Below are 17,275 nucleotides of genomic sequence, written 5' to 3'. Positions count from 1 at the left end.
TGCGTATGTTACTGATTCAAAAAGGGAAGTCAAGCATCGAGTGTAAAATTTCCGATGTCGGCAGGACGGACGGCGATTTGTCAGTGATTAGCGATTACCAGAATCGCCTCACAGGTCTACCATGGTCGCCCGGAAGTGGTCACACGCGCTGCCGGCCATTCGCCGAAAAGGTACGCGCCATGACTCAAACCGTTCTGATTTCTCTTTCCCGCGAGGTGCTTGTATGAGCGTCACGCAAATCAGTCTGCCCAAAGGGGTCGGCCCGCACGCCGAAAAACTCTTCGACGCTATCACCCAGGCCAGCACCGTTGAAGAGCTGAACCGCGCTGGCGGCAAGGCCGAAGGGTTCGTGCTCGGTCTGGAAAGCACCAAGGCGATCAAAAGCCAGATCGCCGAATCGCTGTACGTCGCCTATGACGATGCGGCCACTCAACGGGCGACGGAACTGGCTTAACCGCCGAAAGTGATCGTGCCCAGCATGAATTTGGCGTAAGCCGCCGTCAGCGCCAGTTGCACCAGCCACAGGGCCAGGCCGCCGAGGAAGACGCCCGCTGCGACTTGCAGCACCAGGCTTTTGTCGCGTTTGACCGTGGTGCGGGGGATGAAGTCATCCAGGTCGTCACGGTCGGCGCGCAGGTTGTCGTTTTTCATTGGGGTTCTCGCAAAATTCTTGGATGTGTACGAAACCTGTGGGAGCGAGCCTGCTCGCGAATGCTGTCAGCCACCATCAATGGCGACTGACCCACCGCATCCGCGAGCAGGCTCGCTCCCACAATTCAGATTTGTGTGCAGTTTAGAGGGAATGTTGCATTCCTTCGGACAAATAAAAAACGGGAAGCCCAGGGCTTCCCGTTTTTCATGACAAAGCGAAATCAGATGACCTGAACGATGGCGTCCGTCACAGCCTTGATGTTGCGCTGGTTCAGCGCGGCGACGCAGATGCGCCCGGTGTCCAGGGCGTAGATGCCGAATTCGTTGCGCAGGCGGTGCACCTGTTCAACGGTCAGGCCGGAGTAGGAGAACATGCCGCGCTGACGGCCGACGAAGCTGAAGTCGCGCTGCGGGGCTTTTTCCGCCAGCAGAGCAACCATCTGTTCGCGCATGCCGCGAATGCGCAGACGCATTTCCGCCAGCTCGGCTTCCCACTGGGCGCGCAGTTCCGGGCTGTTGAGCACGGCGGCGACGATGCTTGCACCGTGGGTCGGCGGGTTGGAGTAGTTGGTGCGGATCACGCGTTTGACCTGCGACAGCACCCGGGCGCTTTCTTCTTTCGATTCGCTGACGATCGACAGCGCACCGACGCGCTCGCCGTACAGCGAGAACGACTTGGAGAACGAGCTGGACACGAAGAAGGTCAGGCCGGACTCCGCGAACAGGCGTACGGCCGCGGCGTCTTCGGCGATGCCGTCACCGAAGCCCTGGTAGGCCATGTCGAGGAACGGCACGTGGCCTTTGGCACGCACGACGTCGAGCACGTTGTTCCAGTCCGCCGGGCTCAGGTCGACGCCGGTCGGGTTGTGGCAGCAGGCGTGCAGGACCACGATCGAGCCATTCGGCAGGGCGTTGAGGTCTTCGAGCAGGCCGGCACGGTTGACGTCGTGCGTGGCGGCGTCGTAGTAGCGGTAGTTCTGCACCGGGAAACCGGCGGTCTCGAACAGCGCGCGGTGGTTTTCCCAGCTTGGGTCGCTGATTGCCACGACGGCGTTCGGCAGCAGTTGCTTGAGGAAGTCGGCACCGATTTTCAGCGCGCCGGTACCGCCGACCGCTTGAGTGGTGACCACACGACCGGCCGCCAGCAGCGGCGAGTCGTTGCCGAATAGCAGCTTCTGCACCGCCTGGTCGTAGGCAGCGATGCCGTCGATCGGCAGGTAGCCGCGGGAGGCGTGCTGAGCGGCGCGAATGGTTTCGGCTTCGATAACGGCGCGCAAGAGTGGAATTCGCCCCTCTTCGTTGCAGTACACACCGACGCCCAGGTTGACCTTGTCGGTCCGGGTATCGGCGTTGAATGCTTCGTTGAGGCCCAGGATTGGATCGCGGGGTGCCATTTCGACAGCGGAGAACAGGCTCATTATTACGGCGGCTCTGAATGGAGAGTGGAGGGACGTGTCGCGCTCCAGCCGAATGCACTAGAGCGGTGCACAAACGGGGAGCTAGTATAGAGGCCATCACTGACCGCTGGCGACAGGCGAAACGGCTTTTACGGTAAGTTTTTCCGATTATTTCTCGACCGTTAGTCGATTGGATGTGTCAGAGAATGTACCGGATGTAGGACGTTTGCCTTGAAAGGCGCGGCAATCGACTCCACATTCAGCACAATCCTGATTTTTCCTCGGGCGACATCGCTCGTATGCGGTCTTTCCCGTGGCAGGCCGGTTGACCCGGAGCGTCACGACCCAGAGGTGTTTAATGTCCGAATTCCAGCTTGTCACCCGCTTCGATCCCGCCGGCGATCAACCCGAAGCCATTCGCCAGATGGTCGAGGGCATCGAGGCCGGGCTGGCGCACCAGACGCTGCTCGGCGTAACCGGCTCGGGCAAGACCTTCAGCATCGCCAACGTGATTGCCCAGGTGCAGCGCCCGACCCTGGTGCTGGCGCCGAACAAGACCCTGGCCGCGCAACTGTACGGCGAGTTCAAGTCGTTCTTCCCCAACAACGCTGTCGAGTACTTCGTTTCCTACTACGACTACTACCAGCCGGAAGCCTATGTGCCGTCGTCCGACACCTTCATCGAGAAGGACGCGTCGATCAACGACCACATCGAGCAGATGCGCCTGTCGGCAACCAAGGCGCTGCTTGAGCGCAAGGACGCGATCATCGTCACCACGGTGTCGTGCATCTACGGTCTGGGCAGCCCGGAAACCTATCTGAAGATGGTCCTGCACGTCGATCGCGGCGACAAACTCGATCAGCGCGCGCTGTTGCGGCGTCTGGCCGACCTGCAATACACCCGCAACGACATGGACTTTGCCCGCGCCACATTCCGCGTGCGCGGCGATGTGATCGACATTTTTCCGGCCGAATCCGACCTCGAGGCGATCCGCATCGAGCTGTTCGACGACGAGGTGGAAAGCATTTCCGCGTTCGACCCGTTGACCGGCGAAGTCATCCGCAAGCTGCCGCGCTTCACCTTCTACCCGAAGAGTCACTACGTGACGCCGCGGGAAACCCTGCTCGACGCCATCGAGGGGATCAAGGTCGAGTTGCAGGAGCGCCTGGAATACCTGCGCAGCAACAACAAGCTGGTCGAAGCCCAGCGTCTGGAGCAGCGCACGCGTTTCGACCTGGAAATGATCCTCGAGCTCGGCTACTGCAACGGTATCGAAAACTACTCGCGCTACCTTTCCGGGCGCCCAGCAGGCGCGGCGCCACCGACGCTCTACGATTACCTGCCGGCCGATGCCCTGCTGGTGATCGACGAATCTCACGTCAGCGTGCCGCAGGTCGGTGCGATGTATAAGGGCGACCGCTCACGCAAAGAGACGCTGGTGGAATACGGCTTCCGCCTGCCATCGGCGCTGGACAACCGGCCGATGCGCTTCGACGAGTGGGAAGGGGTGAGCCCGCAGACCATTTTCGTCTCGGCGACGCCGGGCAACTACGAAGCCGAGCACGCCGGGCGAGTGATCGAGCAGGTGGTGCGGCCGACCGGTCTGGTCGACCCGCAGGTGGAAGTGCGGCCGGCGTTGACCCAAGTCGACGATCTGTTGTCGGAAATCACCAAGCGCGTGGCAGTCGAGGAACGGGTGCTGGTCACCACGCTGACCAAGCGCATGGCCGAGGACCTGACCGATTACCTCGCCGATCATGGGGTGCGCGTGCGTTACCTGCACTCGGACATCGACACCGTGGAGCGCGTGGAAATCATCCGCGACTTGCGCCTGGGCACCTTCGATGTGCTGGTCGGGATCAACCTGCTGCGCGAAGGCCTGGATATGCCGGAAGTCTCGCTGGTGGCGATTCTCGACGCTGACAAGGAGGGCTTCCTGCGTTCCGAACGTTCGCTGATCCAGACCATCGGCCGTGCGGCGCGCAACCTCAATGGCCGGGCGATTCTGTACGCCGACCGCATGACCGGCTCCATGGAGCGAGCCATCGGCGAAACCGAACGCCGGCGCGACAAGCAGATTGCCTTCAACCTGGCCAACGGCATCACCCCCAAAGGGGTGTTCAAGGACGTCGCCGACATCATGGAAGGCGCCACCGTGCCGGGTTCGCGCAGCAAGAAGCGCAAGGGCATGGCCAAAGCGGCCGAAGAAAACGCCAAGTACGAAGCCGAACTGCGCTCGCCCAGCGAGATCACCAAGCGCATTCGTCAGCTGGAAGAAAAGATGTACCAGTTGGCGCGCGACCTGGAATTCGAAGCGGCGGCGCAGATGCGCGATGAAATTGCCAAGCTGCGCGAACGGCTTCTGGCGGTTTGATCTTCGTCGCCTGACTGGGTCTCTTCGCTGGCAAGCCAGCTCCCACAGGTTTTTTTGGTGCTACACATGTTGTGTACACCATCAATCTCTGTGGGAGCTGGCTTGCCAGCGAAGGGGCCGGTCCAGGCACCACAAAAATCAGTGCGCCTCCCCAGCCTTCAAACCCGCCGGCAATTTCTTGGTCAGCAGGATCGCCAGCATGCTGACCCCCAACGCAATCCCGACAAAGTGAAACGCATCGTTGTAGGCCATGATCAGCGCCTGCTGGTGCACTATTTCGCTCAACTTGCCCAGCGCTGCCGTATCGCTGCCAAACCGGTCCGTCATCGACGCCAGCCGCTCGGCGACCTGCGGATTGGTCGGCACCACCGCTTCACGCAGATAATCGAAGTAGGTCTTGGTCCGTGCATCCAACAGCGTGGCGAGCAGGGCGATGCCGATGGCGCCGCCGAGGTTGCGCAGAATATTGAACAGACTCGATGCCGAGCCCGCGTCCTGCGGCAGGATGTACGCCGTGGCGATCAGCGAAATGGTCACCATGATCAGTGGCTGGCCCAGTGCGCGGATGATCTGGATCTGGTTGAACTGCGGCCCGGCGAAGTCCGGATTGAGCACGCCGGAGGAAAAACTCGCCAGGCCAAACAGGCCGAAACCCAGGGTGCACAGCCATTTCGGCGAGACGAACTTCATCAGCTTCGGCACCAGCGGAATCAGGAACAGCTGCGGCACGCCCATCCACATGATCACTTCGCCGATCTGCAGGGCGTTGTAGTTCTGGATCTGCGCCAGGTACAGCGGCAGCAAATAAATTGATCCATACAGCCCGACGCCCATGCCGAGGCTGGAAATGCTCGACAGGCCGAAGTTGCGATTGCGCAGGATGCCGAGATTGATCAATGGATTGGGCTTGGATATCTGCACGATGACGAAGGTGATCAGGCTCAGCAGGGCGATGCTGCCGAGGGTCACGATCAGGTTCGATTCGAGCCAGTCCTTGCGATGACCTTCTTCGAGAAACACCTGCAGGCAGCCCAGGCCGACGCCCAGCGTGAGGATGCCGGTGTAGTCGGTGCTTTTCAGCAGTTCCCAGTGCGCCTCCTTCTTCTCCAGGCCGTACATCAGCCCGGCGATCATGATCAGCCCCGGCGGGATGTTGATGTAGAAGATGTATTCCCAGCCCCAGTTTTCCGTGAGCCAGCCGCCGAGGGTCGGGCCGATGGACGGGGCGAAAGTGGCGGTCATGGCGAACATTGCCATGCCTTTGGCGCGGTGGTGTTCGGGGAGCTTGATCAGGGTCAGGGTGAACGCCAGGGGGATCAGCGCGCCGCCGGTGAACCCCTGCATGGCGCGAAAGACGATCATGCTCTCCAGGCTCCAGGCCATCGAGCAGAGCAAGGAGGAAATCAGAAAGCCCAGCGACACCCACACCGCCAGCCGCCGCGCCGAGAGCAACTGCACCAGCCAGGCGGTCAGCGGAATCATGATGATTTCCGCCACCAGGTACGAGGTGGAAATCCACGAGCCTTCTTCCAGGGTGGCCGACAACGCGCCCTGGATGTCCTTGAGCGACGAGTTGGTGATCTGGATGTCGAGCACCGCCATGAAGGCGCCGAGCATCACGCTCATCACCGCGATCCAGTCCCGTCGGGTCGGCTCGCCAACGGGGCGGATCAGTTGATCACCGGCCATTGTCGGGGGCGTCTTTGATATTCACGGTCGCGGTGACTGACATGCCCGGGCGGATCTTGCCATGCAGCGGGTTGTCGGCCTTGAAGGTCAGTTTCACCGGAATCCGTTGTACGACTTTGGTGAAGTTGCCGGTGGCGTTGTCCGGCGGCAACAGGCTGAACTGCGCGCCGGAGGCGGCGAACAGGCTGTCGACTCGTGCTTCGATCGGCGTGTCGCCATAGGCATCGAAGATCAGTTCGGCTTTCTGCCCGGGCTGCATGTGGCCGATCTGGGTTTCCTTGAAGTTGGCCTGCACCCAGATGTCTTCGTCGGGGACGATCGACAGCAGGTACGCGCCAGCTTGCACCACCTGGCCATTGCGCGCGGCACGCTGGCCGATCATGCCGCTGATCGGCGCATGGATTTCGCTGCGGGTCAGGTTCAGTTCGGCTTGCGCCAGATCGGCGCGGGCGTTGGCAATCTGCGCATCCAGGCGTTTGATCTCGGCGGTCAGCGCGTTGACCTGCTGGCGCTGGCTCTGGGCGTCGGCCTGGGCCTTGGCCACCTGTGAACGGGCAATGTGGTTGTCGGCGGAGAGAGTGGTCACGCGCTCTTCGGAGACAAACCCAGGCTTGCGCAGGGCCTGCGCGCGGGACAAATCGAGCTGCGAGCGCCCCAGCGAAGCCTGGGAGGCGGCGACTTGCGCGTCGCTGGAGGCAATCAGGCTCGATTGCTGGGTCAGCTTGCTCTGCGCTTGCAGGCGTTCGGCCTCGCGAGTGGCGAGGGTGGCGTTGGCGCGATCGACGGCCAGGCGGAAGTCATTCGGCTCGAGGCGCACCAGCAACTGGCCTTTTTCCACGTGCTGGTTGTCCTGCACCAGGACTTCGTCGATCCGCGCGCTCAACTGGCTCGAGACGCGGGTGATCTCGCCCTGGACATAGGCGTTGTCGGTGCTTTCATAAAAGCGCCCCTTGAAAAACCAATGGGCGAAAAAGCCCCCGGCGATCAGCACGACGAGCAGCAGGAAGATAAACAGGCGACGCTTGAGTTGGGCAGGCATGGGCAAACTGTAGTCGAGGAATTGTAAGGAAAGTTATCAGCAGGCGAATCTGGCATACAGCCGATGAGCGGTAAATGCCATCGGCTGATATTCGGCCATTCACTGCGCCCTACGGGCATTCCAGACGCAACCTTGGCTTAAATGCCCTGCCCGCTGGAGCGGGGCGGGTGTCGCCTGTTACCATTCGCCGCTTGATTGTTCTTTGCTTTTCATTCTTTTCGAGACATGCCATGACCACCGTCCGCACTCGCATCGCGCCATCGCCTACCGGGGATCCCCACGTAGGTACCGCTTACATCGCATTGTTCAACTACTGCTTTGCCAAGCAGCACGGCGGTGAGTTCATCCTGCGCATCGAAGACACCGATCAGTTGCGTTCGACCCGCGAGTCCGAACAGCAGATCTTCGACGCCCTGCGCTGGCTGGGTATCGACTGGAGCGAAGGCCCGGACGTCGGCGGCCCGCACGGCCCGTACCGACAAAGCGAGCGTGGCGATATCTATCAGAAGTATTGCCAGCAGCTGGTCGACATGGGGCACGCGTTCCCGTGCTTCTGCACCGCCGAAGAGCTCGACCAGATGCGCGCCGAACAAATGGCGCGCGGCGAAACCCCGCGTTACGACGGCCGCGCGCTGCTGCTGTCGAAGGAAGAAGTCGCTGCGCGTCTGGCGGCTGGCGAACCGCACGTGATCCGCATGAAGGTGCCGACCGAAGGCGTCTGCGTGGTGCCGGACATGCTGCGCGGCGATGTCGAGATCCCGTGGGATCGCATGGACATGCAAGTGCTGATGAAGACCGACGGCCTGCCGACGTACTTCCTGGCCAACGTGGTCGACGATCACCTGATGGGCATCACCCACGTGCTGCGTGGCGAAGAATGGCTGCCATCGGCTCCGAAACTGATCCTGCTGTACGAATATTTCGGCTGGGAGCAACCGGAGCTGTGCTACATGCCGCTGCTGCGCAATCCGGACAAGAGCAAGCTGTCCAAGCGCAAGAACCCGACGTCGGTGACGTTCTACGAGCGCATGGGCTTCATGCCGGAAGCGATGCTCAACTACTTGGGGCGCATGGGCTGGTCGATGCCGGACGAGCGCGAGAAGTTCTCGCTGCAGGAAATGGTCGACAACTTCGACCTCAAGCGTGTGTCCCTCGGCGGGCCGATCTTCGACATCGAGAAGCTGTCGTGGCTCAACGGCCAGTGGCTGCGCGATCTGCCGGTGGAAGAATTCGCCGCGCGCGTGCAGAAGTGGGCGTTCAACGCCGAATACATGATGAAGATCGCGCCGCTGGTCCAGGGCCGCGTTGAAACCTTCAGCCAGGTTGCGCCGCTGGGTGGGTTCTTCTTCGCCGGTGGCGTGAGTCCGGATGCCAAGCTGTTTGAATCGAAGAAGCTCTCGGGCGATCAGGTGCGTCAGCTGATGCAATTGATCCTGTGGAAGCTGGAAAGCTTGCGCCAGTGGGAGAAGGACAGCATCACTGCGACGATCCAGGCGGTGGTCGAATCCCTCGAGCTGAAACTGCGCGATGCGATGCCACTGATGTTCGCGGCAATCACCGGCCAGGCGAGTTCTGTGTCGGTGCTCGATGCGATGGAAATCCTTGGCCCGGACCTGACCCGTTTCCGTCTGCGCCAGGCCATCGACCTGCTGGGCGGCGTGTCGAAGAAAGAAAACAAAGAGTGGGAAAAGCTGCTGGGCGCGATCGCCTGAGCCTTTGTGATCAACCCTGTAAGCGCTGACGCAGCCGGCGATCTTTTGATCCTGCTTCGCAAAAGATCGCCGGCTGCGGCAGCCCTTGCAGGTCTGCGGGGTGAGCAAAGCTCCCGGATTTTCGGGGGGAGGGCGGTAAGTGATTGTTATGCCGACAAAAAATTTTGAAATTTTTCAAAAATAAGTTTGACAGGCTTTCGATACGCCCTTAAGATTCGCCCCGTCCTCAGCGATGACATCAACGATGAGGGGCTATAGCTCAGCTGGGAGAGCGCTTGCATGGCATGCAAGAGGTCGACGGTTCGATCCCGTCTAGCTCCACCAATTTACACTTCGAGGTCTGGCCACACCGGCCTTGAAGCGATCAGTACTCAGCACTGGTCAGTTGTATAGAAGGGTTTGCGTCCCCTTCGTCTAGTGGCCTAGGACACCGCCCTTTCACGGCGGTAACAGGGGTTCGAGTCCCCTAGGGGACGCCAGTTTTACAGAAGCGATGTTGCAAGATGTCGCTCCGCCGCGAGGCGAAAAATCCGGGGCTATAGCTCAGCTGGGAGAGCGCCTGCATGGCATGCAGGAGGTCAGCGGTTCGATCCCGCTTAGCTCCACCAATTTACACTTCAAGGTCTGGCCACACCGGCCTTGAAGCGATCAGTACTCAGCGCTGATCAGTTGTAGAAGGGTTTGCGTCCCCTTCGTCTAGTGGCCTAGGACACCGCCCTTTCACGGCGGTAACAGGGGTTCGAGTCCCCTAGGGGACGCCACGATTACCCGCACTGCGGGATTTTTAAGGGTCATTCAATTATTGAATGGCCCTTTTGTTTGTCTGGCGTTTGGCCAAATCTCCTTTTTCCCTAACACTGTGCTTCAGACCAGCGGTCACATTCATGACTTGCAGAATATTATTATGATAATAATATTCTAATCGTAATATTCGGAGGCGACGATGAACGACAAGAAAGCTCAAACCCGCGAACGCATCCTCAAGGCCGCCAGCGCCGCGCTGATTCAGCGTGGCCCGGCCGAGCCAAGCGTGGGTGAAGTGATGGGCGCAGCCGGCCTGACCGTCGGTGGCTTCTATGCGCACTTCGAAAGCAAGGACGCGATGATGCTCGAAGCGTTCAAGCAACTGCTGGGTCGACGCCGCGACCTGATTGCCGACATGGATGCCGAGCTCACGGGCGAAGAGCGTCGCGCCCTGGTCGCGGCCTTCTATCTGTCGCGCAAGCACCGTGATTCCAGCGATTCGGCATGCCCGATCCCGGCCTCCATCGGCGAGTTGGGGCGCTTGCCGGAAGCCTTCCGCATCGCCCTGAACGAGCACATGGAACTGATGATCGCGCAGCTGGCGTCCAGCCCCGAAGACACTGATAAAGCGTTGGCCGACGTGGCCTTGATGGTGGGTGGCCTGGCGCTCGCACGCGCGCTCGGCCCAGGTGATTTATCCGATCGATTGCTGCGCGCCGCCAAGTCGGCGGTGCGTTGAGCTGAAGGCAACAAGGCCTGAGGAGAGAGCGATGAGCACGTTGAAGTGGGTTCGCGGCGTTAATGGCACCTTGGGCTGGTTTGCACCGAAACTGGTAGCGAGCAAAATGCGCCTGGCGTTCATGACGCCGCGCGAACTGCCACCGCGGGATTGGGAGCTGCCTCTGCTGGCAAAATCGGAACGCATCACCCTGCGTTTCGGCCTCTCGGCGCTGCGCTGGGGCCAGGGGCCCACCGTGCTGCTGATGCACGGCTGGGAAGGCCGTCCGACCCAGTTCGCCTCGCTGATCACCGCACTGGTCGAATCCGGTTACACCGTCGTCGCTCTCGACGGTCCGGCCCACGGCCGCTCGCCGGGGCGCGAAGCCAATGTGGTGCTGTTCGCCCGCGCCATGCTCGAAGCCGCTGCCGAATTGCCGCCGCTGCAGGCGGTCATCGGCCACTCCATGGGCGGCGCCAGTGCCATGCTCGCCGTGCAACTGGGCCTGCGCACCGAAACCCTGGTGAGCATCGCCGCGCCGGCACGCATTCTTGGCGTACTGCGCGGGTTTGCCCGCTACGTCGGCATGCCACCGCGGGCGCGCTCGGCGTTCATCCGCCAGGTCGAGCAGGATGTCGGCATGCGCGCGGCGACCCTCGATGTCGCGCACTACCAACTGGATATGCCGGGCCTGATCGTGCATGCCGAAGACGACACATTCGTCTCGGTCAAGGAATCGCAGCTGATCCACGAAGCCTGGTTCGACAGCCGCCTGCTGCGTCTGGAGAGCGGCGGTCATCAGCGCGTGCTGGCCGACCCGCGGGTGATTGAAGGCGTCTTGTCACTGCTGGCCGGGCGCAGCTTGCAGGCGCGCCAATCGGCCTAAGCATCCGTTACACTGCCCCGGTGAATTTTCTGACCGGAGTGGGGCATGGGCTGGGATCGAGCAACGCCGTTTACCATTGATCTGCAAGTGGGCGCCGAGGACATCGACGGGCTAGGGCACGCCAACAACGCGGTTTACGTGACCTGGCTCGAACGCTGCGCCTGGCGCCACTCGCAGCGTCTGGGCCTGGACCTGGTCGAATACCGGCGTCTGGATCGGGCGATGGCGGTGGTGCGCCACGAAATCGATTATCTCGCCGCTGCCTACGAAGGCGACGAGCTGCAACTGGCAACCTGGATCGTCGACTGGGACCAGCGCCTGAAAATGACCCGGCACTTCCAGCTGATTCGTTCTAGCGACAACACTACGCTGCTGCGCGCGCAGACCACGTTTGTCTGCATCGAACTGTCCAGCGGCAAGCCCAAGCGCATGCCGGCGGAGTTCATCGAGGGTTATGGCCCGGCGATCCAAAGTCCGGAAACAGCCCAAATCTGACCTGTAGGAGTGAGCCTGCTCGCGATAGCGGAGTGTCAGCGGATGCACATGTAGCTGATCCACCGCTTTCGCGAGCAAGCCCGTTCCCACAATGATCCCGCGATAAACCACAAAACCTGCTGCAGACCTCAATCCCTGTGGGAGCAGGCTCACTCCTGCAAGGGATCTGCGGTTTGTCTCGTAATCCAGTAAACTGCCGCACGTTTTTTCTTCTTGAGTAGTGTTTTTCCCATGCAAATTGCTCTGGCGCCGATGGAAGGCTTGGTCGACGACATCCTGCGCGATGTGCTGACCCGTGTCGGCGGTATCGACTGGTGCGTGACCGAGTTCATCCGGGTCAACGATCAGTTGCTCACCCCGGCCTATTTCCACAAGTTCGGCCCGGAACTGCTCAACGGCGCGCGCACCGCATCCGGGGTGCCGCTGCGCGTGCAGCTGCTGGGTTCCGATCCGGTGTGCCTGGCGGAAAACGCGGCGCTGGCCTGCGAACTGGGCTCCGAGGTGATCGACCTGAACTTCGGTTGCCCGGCCAAGACCGTGAACAAGTCCCGTGGCGGGGCGGTGCTGCTCAAGGAGCCGGAACTGCTCAACCAGATCGTCGAAACCGTGCGCCGCGCCGTGCCCGCGCATATTCCGGTGACCGCCAAGATGCGCCTGGGCTTCGACAGCCCGGACGGTTCGCTGGTCTGCGCCACCGCCCTGGCCGAGGGCGGCGCCGAGCACATCGTGGTTCACGCGCGGACCAAGGTCGACGGTTACAAGCCACCGGCCCATTGGGAGTGGATCCCGCGGGTGCAGGACGTGGTCAAGGTACCGGTGTTCGCCAACGGCGATATCTGGAGCGTCGAGGACTGGCGGCGGTGCCGGGAAATCAGCGGCGTGGAAGACATCATGCTCGGTCGCGGCCTGGTGTCGCGGCCGGACCTGGCCCGGCAGATCGCTGCGGCGCGCGCCGGCGAAGAGGTGGTCGAGATGACCTGGGCCGAGTTGATGCCGCTGATCCAGGACTTCTGGCTGCAGGCCAAGGCGCAAATGACCGCGCGGCAGTCGCCGGGCCGTCTGAAGCAGTGGCTGGCGATGCTGACGCGCAATTATCCCGAGGCTGCCGAGCTGTTCAGCGTGTTGCGGCGCGAGACCGAGCCGGATCACGTCTCGCGTCTGCTGGGTTTGCCGGTGGTTGAAGCCGCCTGAAAAAAATCTGCGAATAATCTCTTGAAATCAATTGAGCGGTCCCTATCTAAGGGTTACGCGATGCCGAATTCGGGTCGCGGAGACAAAAAAACTTGCTGATTGTTTTCAGGAGATTTGAACCATGAGTACCGCTTTTTCCCTCGCTCCACTGTTCCGTTCCTCGGTAGGTTTCGACCGTTTCAACGACCTGTTCGAAACCGCCCTGCGCAATGAGCCAGGCAGCAGCTACCCACCTTACAACGTCGAAAAACACGGTGACGACCAATACCGTATCGTCGTGGCGGCAGCCGGTTTCCAGGAAGAAGACCTGGAGCTGCAAGTCGAGAAAGGTGTGCTGACCATCAGTGGTGGCAAGCGTGATGCCAACGAAGGCGTGACGTACCTGCACCAGGGCATCGCCCAACGTGCATTCAAGCTGTCCTTCCGCCTGGCCGATCATATCGAGATCAAGGCTGCGGATCTGAGCAACGGTCTGTTGAGCATCGACCTGCTGCGAGTGATCCCGGAAGAGGCGAAAGCCAAGCGCATCCCGATCAACGGAGCGCAGCCGGCCCTGCAGCACTAAGCGCAAGCCGCTGGTAAAAAAATCCGATGCCGTCATGGCATCGGATTTTTTTATGCGCGCGATTCAGGTGCTCAGGCTTCGCTCAGATCGCGCATCAGCAGCCCGAACTGCAAATCCACCGCATCCGGAATCGGCAGGTAAACCGTGTGCCCGTCGCCCGGCGCCACGTCGATCGCTTCGCCCTGGTGGTTGCACAGTTGGCTCAGGTCGAAATGGAAATTGCCCTTGGGGGTCATCAGTTCCAGATGATCGCCCAGCGCAAAGCGATTTTTCACCTTGACCTCGGCCAGGCGATCGCGGCGCTCGCCGGTCAGCTCGCCGACAAACTGCTGACGTTGCGAGACCGAACTGCCGTTCTGGTAATTCTGGTATTCGTCATGCACATGCCGGCGCAGAAACCCCTCGGTATAGCCGCGCTGGGCCAGGGACTCGAGGTCGTGCATCAGGCTGCGGTCGAAGGCGCGGCCGGCCATCGCGTCGTCGATTGCCCGGCGGTAGACCTGGGTGGTGCGGGCGCAATAGAAGTGCGACTTGGTACGGCCCTCGATTTTCAATGAATGCACGCCCATGCGGGTCAGGCGTTCGACGTGCTGCACGGCGCGCAGGTCCTTGGCATTCATGATGTAGGTGCCATGCTCGTCCTCGAAGGCGGGCATCGACTCGTCAGGGCGATTGGCCTCCTGCAGCAGGAACACCTGATCGGTCGGCGCCCCGATGCCCAGGGTCGGCTGGGGTTCGCAGGTCTGCACAATCTCGCCGAGCTGGTTTTGCGTGGCCTCGATAGCCGAATACTTCCAGCGGCAGGCGTTGGTGCAGGTGCCCTGATTGGCGTCGCGCCGGTTCATGTAGCCCGACAGCAGGCAGCGCCCGGAGTAGGCCATGCACAGCGCACCGTGGACGAATACTTCAAGTTCCATGTCTGGCACCTGCTCGCGGATTTCAGCGATTTCTTCCAGCGACAGTTCCCGCGACAGGATGATCCGGCTCAGCCCTTGCTGCTGCCAGAACTCGACACTCGCCCAGTTCACGGTGTTGGCCTGTACCGAAAGGTGGATCGGCATCTGCGGGAAATGCCGGCGCACCAGCATGATCAGGCCTGGGTCGGACATGATCAGGGCGTCCGGCGCCATCTCGATCACCGGGGCCAGGTCCTTGAGGAAGGTCTTGAGCTTGGAGTTGTGCGGCGCAATGTTGACCACCACGTAGAAGCGCTTGCCCTGGGCCTGGGCCTCGCGAATGCCGAGCGCCAGGTTGGCGTGGTCGAACTCGTTGTTGCGCACCCGCAGGCTGTAGCGCGGCTGGCCGGCGTAGACCGCATCGGCACCGTAAGCGAAGGCGTAGCGCATGTTTTTCAGGGTGCCGGCGGGGGCCAGCAGTTCCGGGGCGGCGAGGGGCAAGGTGAGGTTCATGGCGGCGTCGGTGGCAAAAGCGCGGCAGGGTAGAGCAGTTGCGCCCGAGGTTTATTGATCTGGATCTATGCTGCATGAACAAACAGGGCACTCGCGCGGGCGGGCGCTGACTAAGTTGGGCGGGTGCGCGTGGCGCCTGACTGACATGGACTGGACATGAACCAAAAGAGTCTGCAATTCAAATCCCTCACCATCCTGCTGTTTCTGGTGACGGTCGCCTTCATCTGGATTTTGCTGCCGTTCTACGGCGCGGTGTTCTGGGCGGTGATTCTCGGCATCGTCTTTGCGCCGCTGCAGCGGCGCCTGCAGCTGAAGTTCGGCTGGCAGCGCAACCTGACCTCGCTGTGCACCCTGAGCATCTGCCTGGTGATCGCGATTTTGCCGGTGATCATCATCAGCGTGCTGCTGGTGCAGGAAGGCGCGACGGTCTACAACAATATCGAAAGCGGCAAGCTGGATATCGCCGCGTATCTGGCGCAGTTCAAGCACAGTCTGCCGCCGTACTTCCAGCATCTGCTCGATCGCTTCGGCATGGGCGAGCTCAACGGCCTGCGCGAGAAAATCGTCAAGGCCTCGATGCAGGGCAGCCAGGTGCTGGCGACTCAGGCGTTCAGCTTCGGCCAGGGCACGTTCGAGTTCGTGGTGAGCTTCTTCATCATGCTTTACCTGCTGTTTTTCTTCCTGCGCGATGGCGCCGAGCTGGCGCGCAAGGTGCGCTCGGCGGTGCCGCTGGAGGAGCAGCACAAGCGTCGTTTGCAGCTGAAATTCAATCGGGTGGTGCGCGCCACGGTGAAAGGCAACCTGCTGGTGGCGATCACTCAAGGGGCGTTGGGCGGGGCGATTTTCTGGTTTCTCGATATTCCCAGCGCCTTGCTGTGGGCAGTGCTGATGGCGTTTCTGTCGCTGCTGCCGGCGGTGGGGGCGGGCATCGTCTGGGGCCCGGTGGCGGTGTACTTCCTGCTCAGCGGGATGATCTGGCAGGGTGTGGTGCTGGGACTGTTCGGCGTATTCGTGATCGGCCTGGTGGATAACGTGCTGCGCCCGGTGCTGGTGGGCAAGGACACGCGGATGCCGGACTACATGATCCTGATCTCGACCCTGGGCGGCATGGCCGTGTTCGGTCTGAACGGCTTCGTCATCGGGCCGCTGATCGCGGCCCTGTTCATGTCGAGCTGGGCGCTGTTCATCGAGACCAAGCCGAAAGTCCAGCTGCCTTAGGCGTGGAACGGTGTGTCGACGATTTTCTGCGACAGCGCCTGGGCGGCGGGCAGAGAAGTGAGCGGGCCGCTGATCGGCTCGCCGTCGCGCACCAGATACCAACAGGCGAGCAATCCCAGCTCTCTGAGTGATGCGGGAACGGCGCTGCCGATAACGGACATGATTTGAACCTGAGCCATGACAAGTACCTCCATCGATCTATGGAGCTACCTTAGGGACTTGCCGGTTTCAGCGACAATCAACGTTTTCGATAGTGGTCATTGACGCCAGTGAGGACTGTTTCAGTCGACCACCTGATCGAGCATGTGCACGATCTCGTGTTCGTTGAGCAGGCCCTTGCGCACCAGGTTTTCCGCCAGCAGCGAGAGAAACTTGGCGCTGCGGTGACCTTCCAGGTGCTTGAGTTCGGTCAGCGCGTTGTACACCTTGCTCGAGGTGCATAGACCGACAATGCGGTGCGGGTTCTGTGTAGGCATTTCGTCGTCCTTGTTTTTATCAACCTGTTGTTTACGGACGGATTCAGAGTGCGGTTCCGTCATGACAAATGCATGACCGTTCTGCGTTTCGCCCCCAACGGTCAAATCCATCATGCCGACTTTAACGGTTGAAACTGTCCCGATAGCGACGTTGGCGCGATTTTTTCAGACGCTGGCCGACGGACGGCCATAAAAAAGCCCCGCTCGATAGCGGGGCTCCAGAGTGGCGCTTACCAGCGCGGACCACCGTAGTAGTGCGGGCGACCGTAGTAACCACGGGGCGGGCCGTAGTAGACCGGGGCCGGCTGCACGTAGACCGGTTGTTGCACGTACACCGGCGCCGGCTGGTAGTAGACCGGTGGTGGCGGTTGCTGCACGTAGACGGGCTGCGGCTGAGCGTAAACAGGCTGTTGGACGTACACCGGCCGGTCCTGATTGATCAGCGCCGAGCCGATGATGGCCGAACCGACGATCGCACCAAAGACCGCCGGGCCCTGCCAGCCACCGCCGTGGGCTTCTGCCTGACCTGTGATCGCGCATGCACCAATCAACAAGGCCACGATGGGGAGTTTACGAATCATGATAAATCCTCGGTTCTTCGACCCGGGCGTCCGGCCTGCAACAGGCGCGGGATAGCGCGGGGATACTTCTAAGACAGCGAAATTCGGAAAATCAGCACAGCGGCTGGGTAAATTTTGTGTAAGGTCTGTA

17 protein-coding genes and 4 tRNA genes are annotated in these 17,275 nt (G+C 61.2%); 13 read left to right on the top strand and 8 right to left on the bottom strand.

Annotation, left to right across the window (positions count from 1 at the left end; all coding sequences use genetic code 11):
* Positions 1-223: 223 nt before the first annotated feature.
* The gene (locus QRN70_RS05885) at positions 224-454 is read left to right on the top strand and encodes a hypothetical protein (protein ID WP_285416296.1); all 231 of its coding nucleotides are present in this window, start codon (positions 224-226) and stop codon (positions 452-454) included.
* Here QRN70_RS05885 and QRN70_RS05880 read toward each other — a convergent pair.
* Positions 451-651, bottom strand: coding sequence for a hypothetical protein (locus QRN70_RS05880; RefSeq protein WP_285416295.1), 201 nt, complete (start codon positions 649-651; stop codon positions 451-453). The genes QRN70_RS05885 and QRN70_RS05880 overlap by 4 nt on opposite strands.
* A gap of 221 nt (positions 652-872) precedes the next feature.
* Positions 873-2,069 carry an amino acid aminotransferase gene (locus tag QRN70_RS05875; RefSeq protein ID WP_285416294.1) on the bottom strand — a complete coding sequence of 399 codons (1,197 nt, stop codon included), beginning with the start codon at positions 2,067-2,069 and terminating at the stop codon, positions 873-875.
* A gap of 337 nt (positions 2,070-2,406) precedes the next feature.
* Between QRN70_RS05875 and uvrB the strand changes: the two genes are divergently transcribed.
* A complete protein-coding gene (gene uvrB, locus QRN70_RS05870) occupies positions 2,407-4,422 on the top strand; it encodes an excinuclease ABC subunit UvrB (protein WP_285416293.1) in 2,016 nt (671 codons plus the stop codon).
* A gap of 138 nt (positions 4,423-4,560) precedes the next feature.
* Here uvrB and QRN70_RS05865 read toward each other — a convergent pair whose 3' ends face one another.
* Both QRN70_RS05865 and QRN70_RS05860 read right to left on the bottom strand, forming a co-directional pair.
* Positions 4,561-6,111 carry an MDR family MFS transporter gene (locus QRN70_RS05865; RefSeq protein WP_502941522.1) on the bottom strand — a complete coding sequence of 517 codons (1,551 nt, stop codon included), beginning with the start codon at positions 6,109-6,111 and terminating at the stop codon, positions 4,561-4,563.
* The gene (locus QRN70_RS05860) at positions 6,101-7,150 is read right to left on the bottom strand and encodes an HlyD family secretion protein (protein ID WP_285416292.1); all 1,050 of its coding nucleotides are present in this window, start codon (positions 7,148-7,150) and stop codon (positions 6,101-6,103) included. The genes QRN70_RS05865 and QRN70_RS05860 overlap by 11 nt, the downstream gene beginning before the upstream one ends.
* A gap of 230 nt (positions 7,151-7,380) precedes the next feature.
* Between QRN70_RS05860 and gltX the strand changes: the two genes are divergently transcribed.
* The 10 genes from gltX to QRN70_RS05810 all read left to right on the top strand — a co-directional run bounded on the left by gltX (position 7,381) and on the right by QRN70_RS05810 (position 13,461).
* On the top strand, positions 7,381-8,862 hold the full coding sequence (gltX, locus tag QRN70_RS05855; protein WP_285416290.1) for a glutamate--tRNA ligase: 1,482 nt from the start codon (positions 7,381-7,383) through the stop codon (positions 8,860-8,862).
* Between the two features lie 248 nt (positions 8,863-9,110).
* A tRNA-Ala gene (locus QRN70_RS05850) sits at positions 9,111-9,186 on the top strand.
* Between the two features lie 79 nt (positions 9,187-9,265).
* Positions 9,266-9,341, top strand: a tRNA-Glu gene (locus QRN70_RS05845).
* Between the two features lie 53 nt (positions 9,342-9,394).
* Positions 9,395-9,470 (top strand) — tRNA-Ala (locus QRN70_RS05840).
* Positions 9,471-9,547: 77 nt separating this feature from the next.
* Positions 9,548-9,623 (top strand) — tRNA-Glu (locus QRN70_RS05835).
* A gap of 182 nt (positions 9,624-9,805) precedes the next feature.
* Entirely contained in the window at positions 9,806-10,345 is a 540-nt protein-coding gene (locus QRN70_RS05830) for a TetR/AcrR family transcriptional regulator (protein WP_285416289.1), read from the top strand.
* Between the two features lie 31 nt (positions 10,346-10,376).
* Positions 10,377-11,210, top strand: coding sequence for an alpha/beta fold hydrolase (locus tag QRN70_RS05825; protein ID WP_285416288.1), 834 nt, complete (start codon positions 10,377-10,379; stop codon positions 11,208-11,210).
* Between the two features lie 45 nt (positions 11,211-11,255).
* Entirely contained in the window at positions 11,256-11,705 is a 450-nt protein-coding gene (locus QRN70_RS05820; protein WP_285416287.1) for an acyl-CoA thioesterase, read from the top strand.
* A 231-nt stretch (positions 11,706-11,936) separates the two neighbouring features.
* Positions 11,937-12,896, top strand: a complete 960-nt coding sequence (locus QRN70_RS05815; RefSeq protein WP_285416285.1) for a tRNA dihydrouridine synthase — start codon at positions 11,937-11,939, stop codon at positions 12,894-12,896.
* A 121-nt stretch (positions 12,897-13,017) separates the two neighbouring features.
* Positions 13,018-13,461, top strand: a complete 444-nt coding sequence (locus QRN70_RS05810) for an Hsp20 family protein (protein ID WP_285416283.1) — start codon at positions 13,018-13,020, stop codon at positions 13,459-13,461.
* A gap of 71 nt (positions 13,462-13,532) precedes the next feature.
* Here the strand turns inward: QRN70_RS05810 and trhP are convergent, their stop codons facing one another.
* Positions 13,533-14,870 (bottom strand): prephenate-dependent tRNA uridine(34) hydroxylase TrhP, encoded by a 1,338-nt coding sequence (trhP, locus tag QRN70_RS05805; RefSeq protein WP_285416281.1) that lies wholly within the window; start codon positions 14,868-14,870, stop codon positions 13,533-13,535.
* 156 nt (positions 14,871-15,026) lie between these two features.
* Between trhP and QRN70_RS05800 the strand changes: the two genes are divergently transcribed.
* The gene (locus tag QRN70_RS05800) at positions 15,027-16,088 is read left to right on the top strand and encodes an AI-2E family transporter (RefSeq protein WP_285416279.1); all 1,062 of its coding nucleotides are present in this window, start codon (positions 15,027-15,029) and stop codon (positions 16,086-16,088) included.
* Here QRN70_RS05800 and QRN70_RS05795 read toward each other — a convergent pair.
* From QRN70_RS05795 to QRN70_RS05785, 3 genes are all read right to left on the bottom strand, one after another.
* On the bottom strand, positions 16,085-16,267 hold the full coding sequence (locus tag QRN70_RS05795; protein WP_285416278.1) for a hypothetical protein: 183 nt from the start codon (positions 16,265-16,267) through the stop codon (positions 16,085-16,087). The two genes, QRN70_RS05800 and QRN70_RS05795, sit on opposite strands and share 4 nt — an antisense overlap.
* A gap of 102 nt (positions 16,268-16,369) precedes the next feature.
* Positions 16,370-16,564: a hypothetical protein gene (locus QRN70_RS05790; protein ID WP_217830574.1), complete on the bottom strand. Its 195-nt coding sequence runs from the start codon at positions 16,562-16,564 to the stop codon at positions 16,370-16,372.
* 230 nt (positions 16,565-16,794) lie between these two features.
* Positions 16,795-17,145: a hypothetical protein gene (locus QRN70_RS05785; protein ID WP_285416277.1), complete on the bottom strand. Its 351-nt coding sequence runs from the start codon at positions 17,143-17,145 to the stop codon at positions 16,795-16,797.
* Positions 17,146-17,275: the final 130 nt, after the last annotated feature.

The organism is Pseudomonas sp. efr-133-TYG-5 (assembly GCF_030209175.1).
GTDB lineage: Bacteria > Pseudomonadota > Gammaproteobacteria > Pseudomonadales > Pseudomonadaceae > Aquipseudomonas.
This window is presented reverse-complemented; position numbering and strand designations above follow the sequence as displayed.

Coding starts and splice junctions, on each gene's coding strand:
- trhP (WP_285416281.1), bottom strand. CDS start 14,870: ATGAACCTCACCTTGCCCCTCGCCGCCCCGGAACTGCTGGCCCCCGCC.
- QRN70_RS05875 (WP_285416294.1), bottom strand. CDS start 2,069: ATGAGCCTGTTCTCCGCTGTCGAAATGGCACCCCGCGATCCAATCCTG.
- QRN70_RS05785 (WP_285416277.1), bottom strand. CDS start 17,145: ATGATTCGTAAACTCCCCATCGTGGCCTTGTTGATTGGTGCATGCGCG.
- QRN70_RS05800 (WP_285416279.1), top strand. CDS start 15,027: ATGAACCAAAAGAGTCTGCAATTCAAATCCCTCACCATCCTGCTGTTT.
- QRN70_RS05865 (WP_502941522.1), bottom strand. CDS start 6,111: ATGGCCGGTGATCAACTGATCCGCCCCGTTGGCGAGCCGACCCGACGG.
- QRN70_RS05880 (WP_285416295.1), bottom strand. CDS start 651: ATGAAAAACGACAACCTGCGCGCCGACCGTGACGACCTGGATGACTTC.
- QRN70_RS05830 (WP_285416289.1), top strand. CDS start 9,806: ATGAACGACAAGAAAGCTCAAACCCGCGAACGCATCCTCAAGGCCGCC.
- QRN70_RS05885 (WP_285416296.1), top strand. CDS start 224: ATGAGCGTCACGCAAATCAGTCTGCCCAAAGGGGTCGGCCCGCACGCC.
- gltX (WP_285416290.1), top strand. CDS start 7,381: ATGACCACCGTCCGCACTCGCATCGCGCCATCGCCTACCGGGGATCCC.
- QRN70_RS05790 (WP_217830574.1), bottom strand. CDS start 16,564: ATGCCTACACAGAACCCGCACCGCATTGTCGGTCTATGCACCTCGAGC.
- QRN70_RS05860 (WP_285416292.1), bottom strand. CDS start 7,150: ATGCCTGCCCAACTCAAGCGTCGCCTGTTTATCTTCCTGCTGCTCGTC.
- QRN70_RS05825 (WP_285416288.1), top strand. CDS start 10,377: ATGAGCACGTTGAAGTGGGTTCGCGGCGTTAATGGCACCTTGGGCTGG.
- QRN70_RS05820 (WP_285416287.1), top strand. CDS start 11,256: ATGGGCTGGGATCGAGCAACGCCGTTTACCATTGATCTGCAAGTGGGC.
- QRN70_RS05815 (WP_285416285.1), top strand. CDS start 11,937: ATGCAAATTGCTCTGGCGCCGATGGAAGGCTTGGTCGACGACATCCTG.
- QRN70_RS05810 (WP_285416283.1), top strand. CDS start 13,018: ATGAGTACCGCTTTTTCCCTCGCTCCACTGTTCCGTTCCTCGGTAGGT.
- QRN70_RS05795 (WP_285416278.1), bottom strand. CDS start 16,267: ATGGCTCAGGTTCAAATCATGTCCGTTATCGGCAGCGCCGTTCCCGCA.
- uvrB (WP_285416293.1), top strand. CDS start 2,407: ATGTCCGAATTCCAGCTTGTCACCCGCTTCGATCCCGCCGGCGATCAA.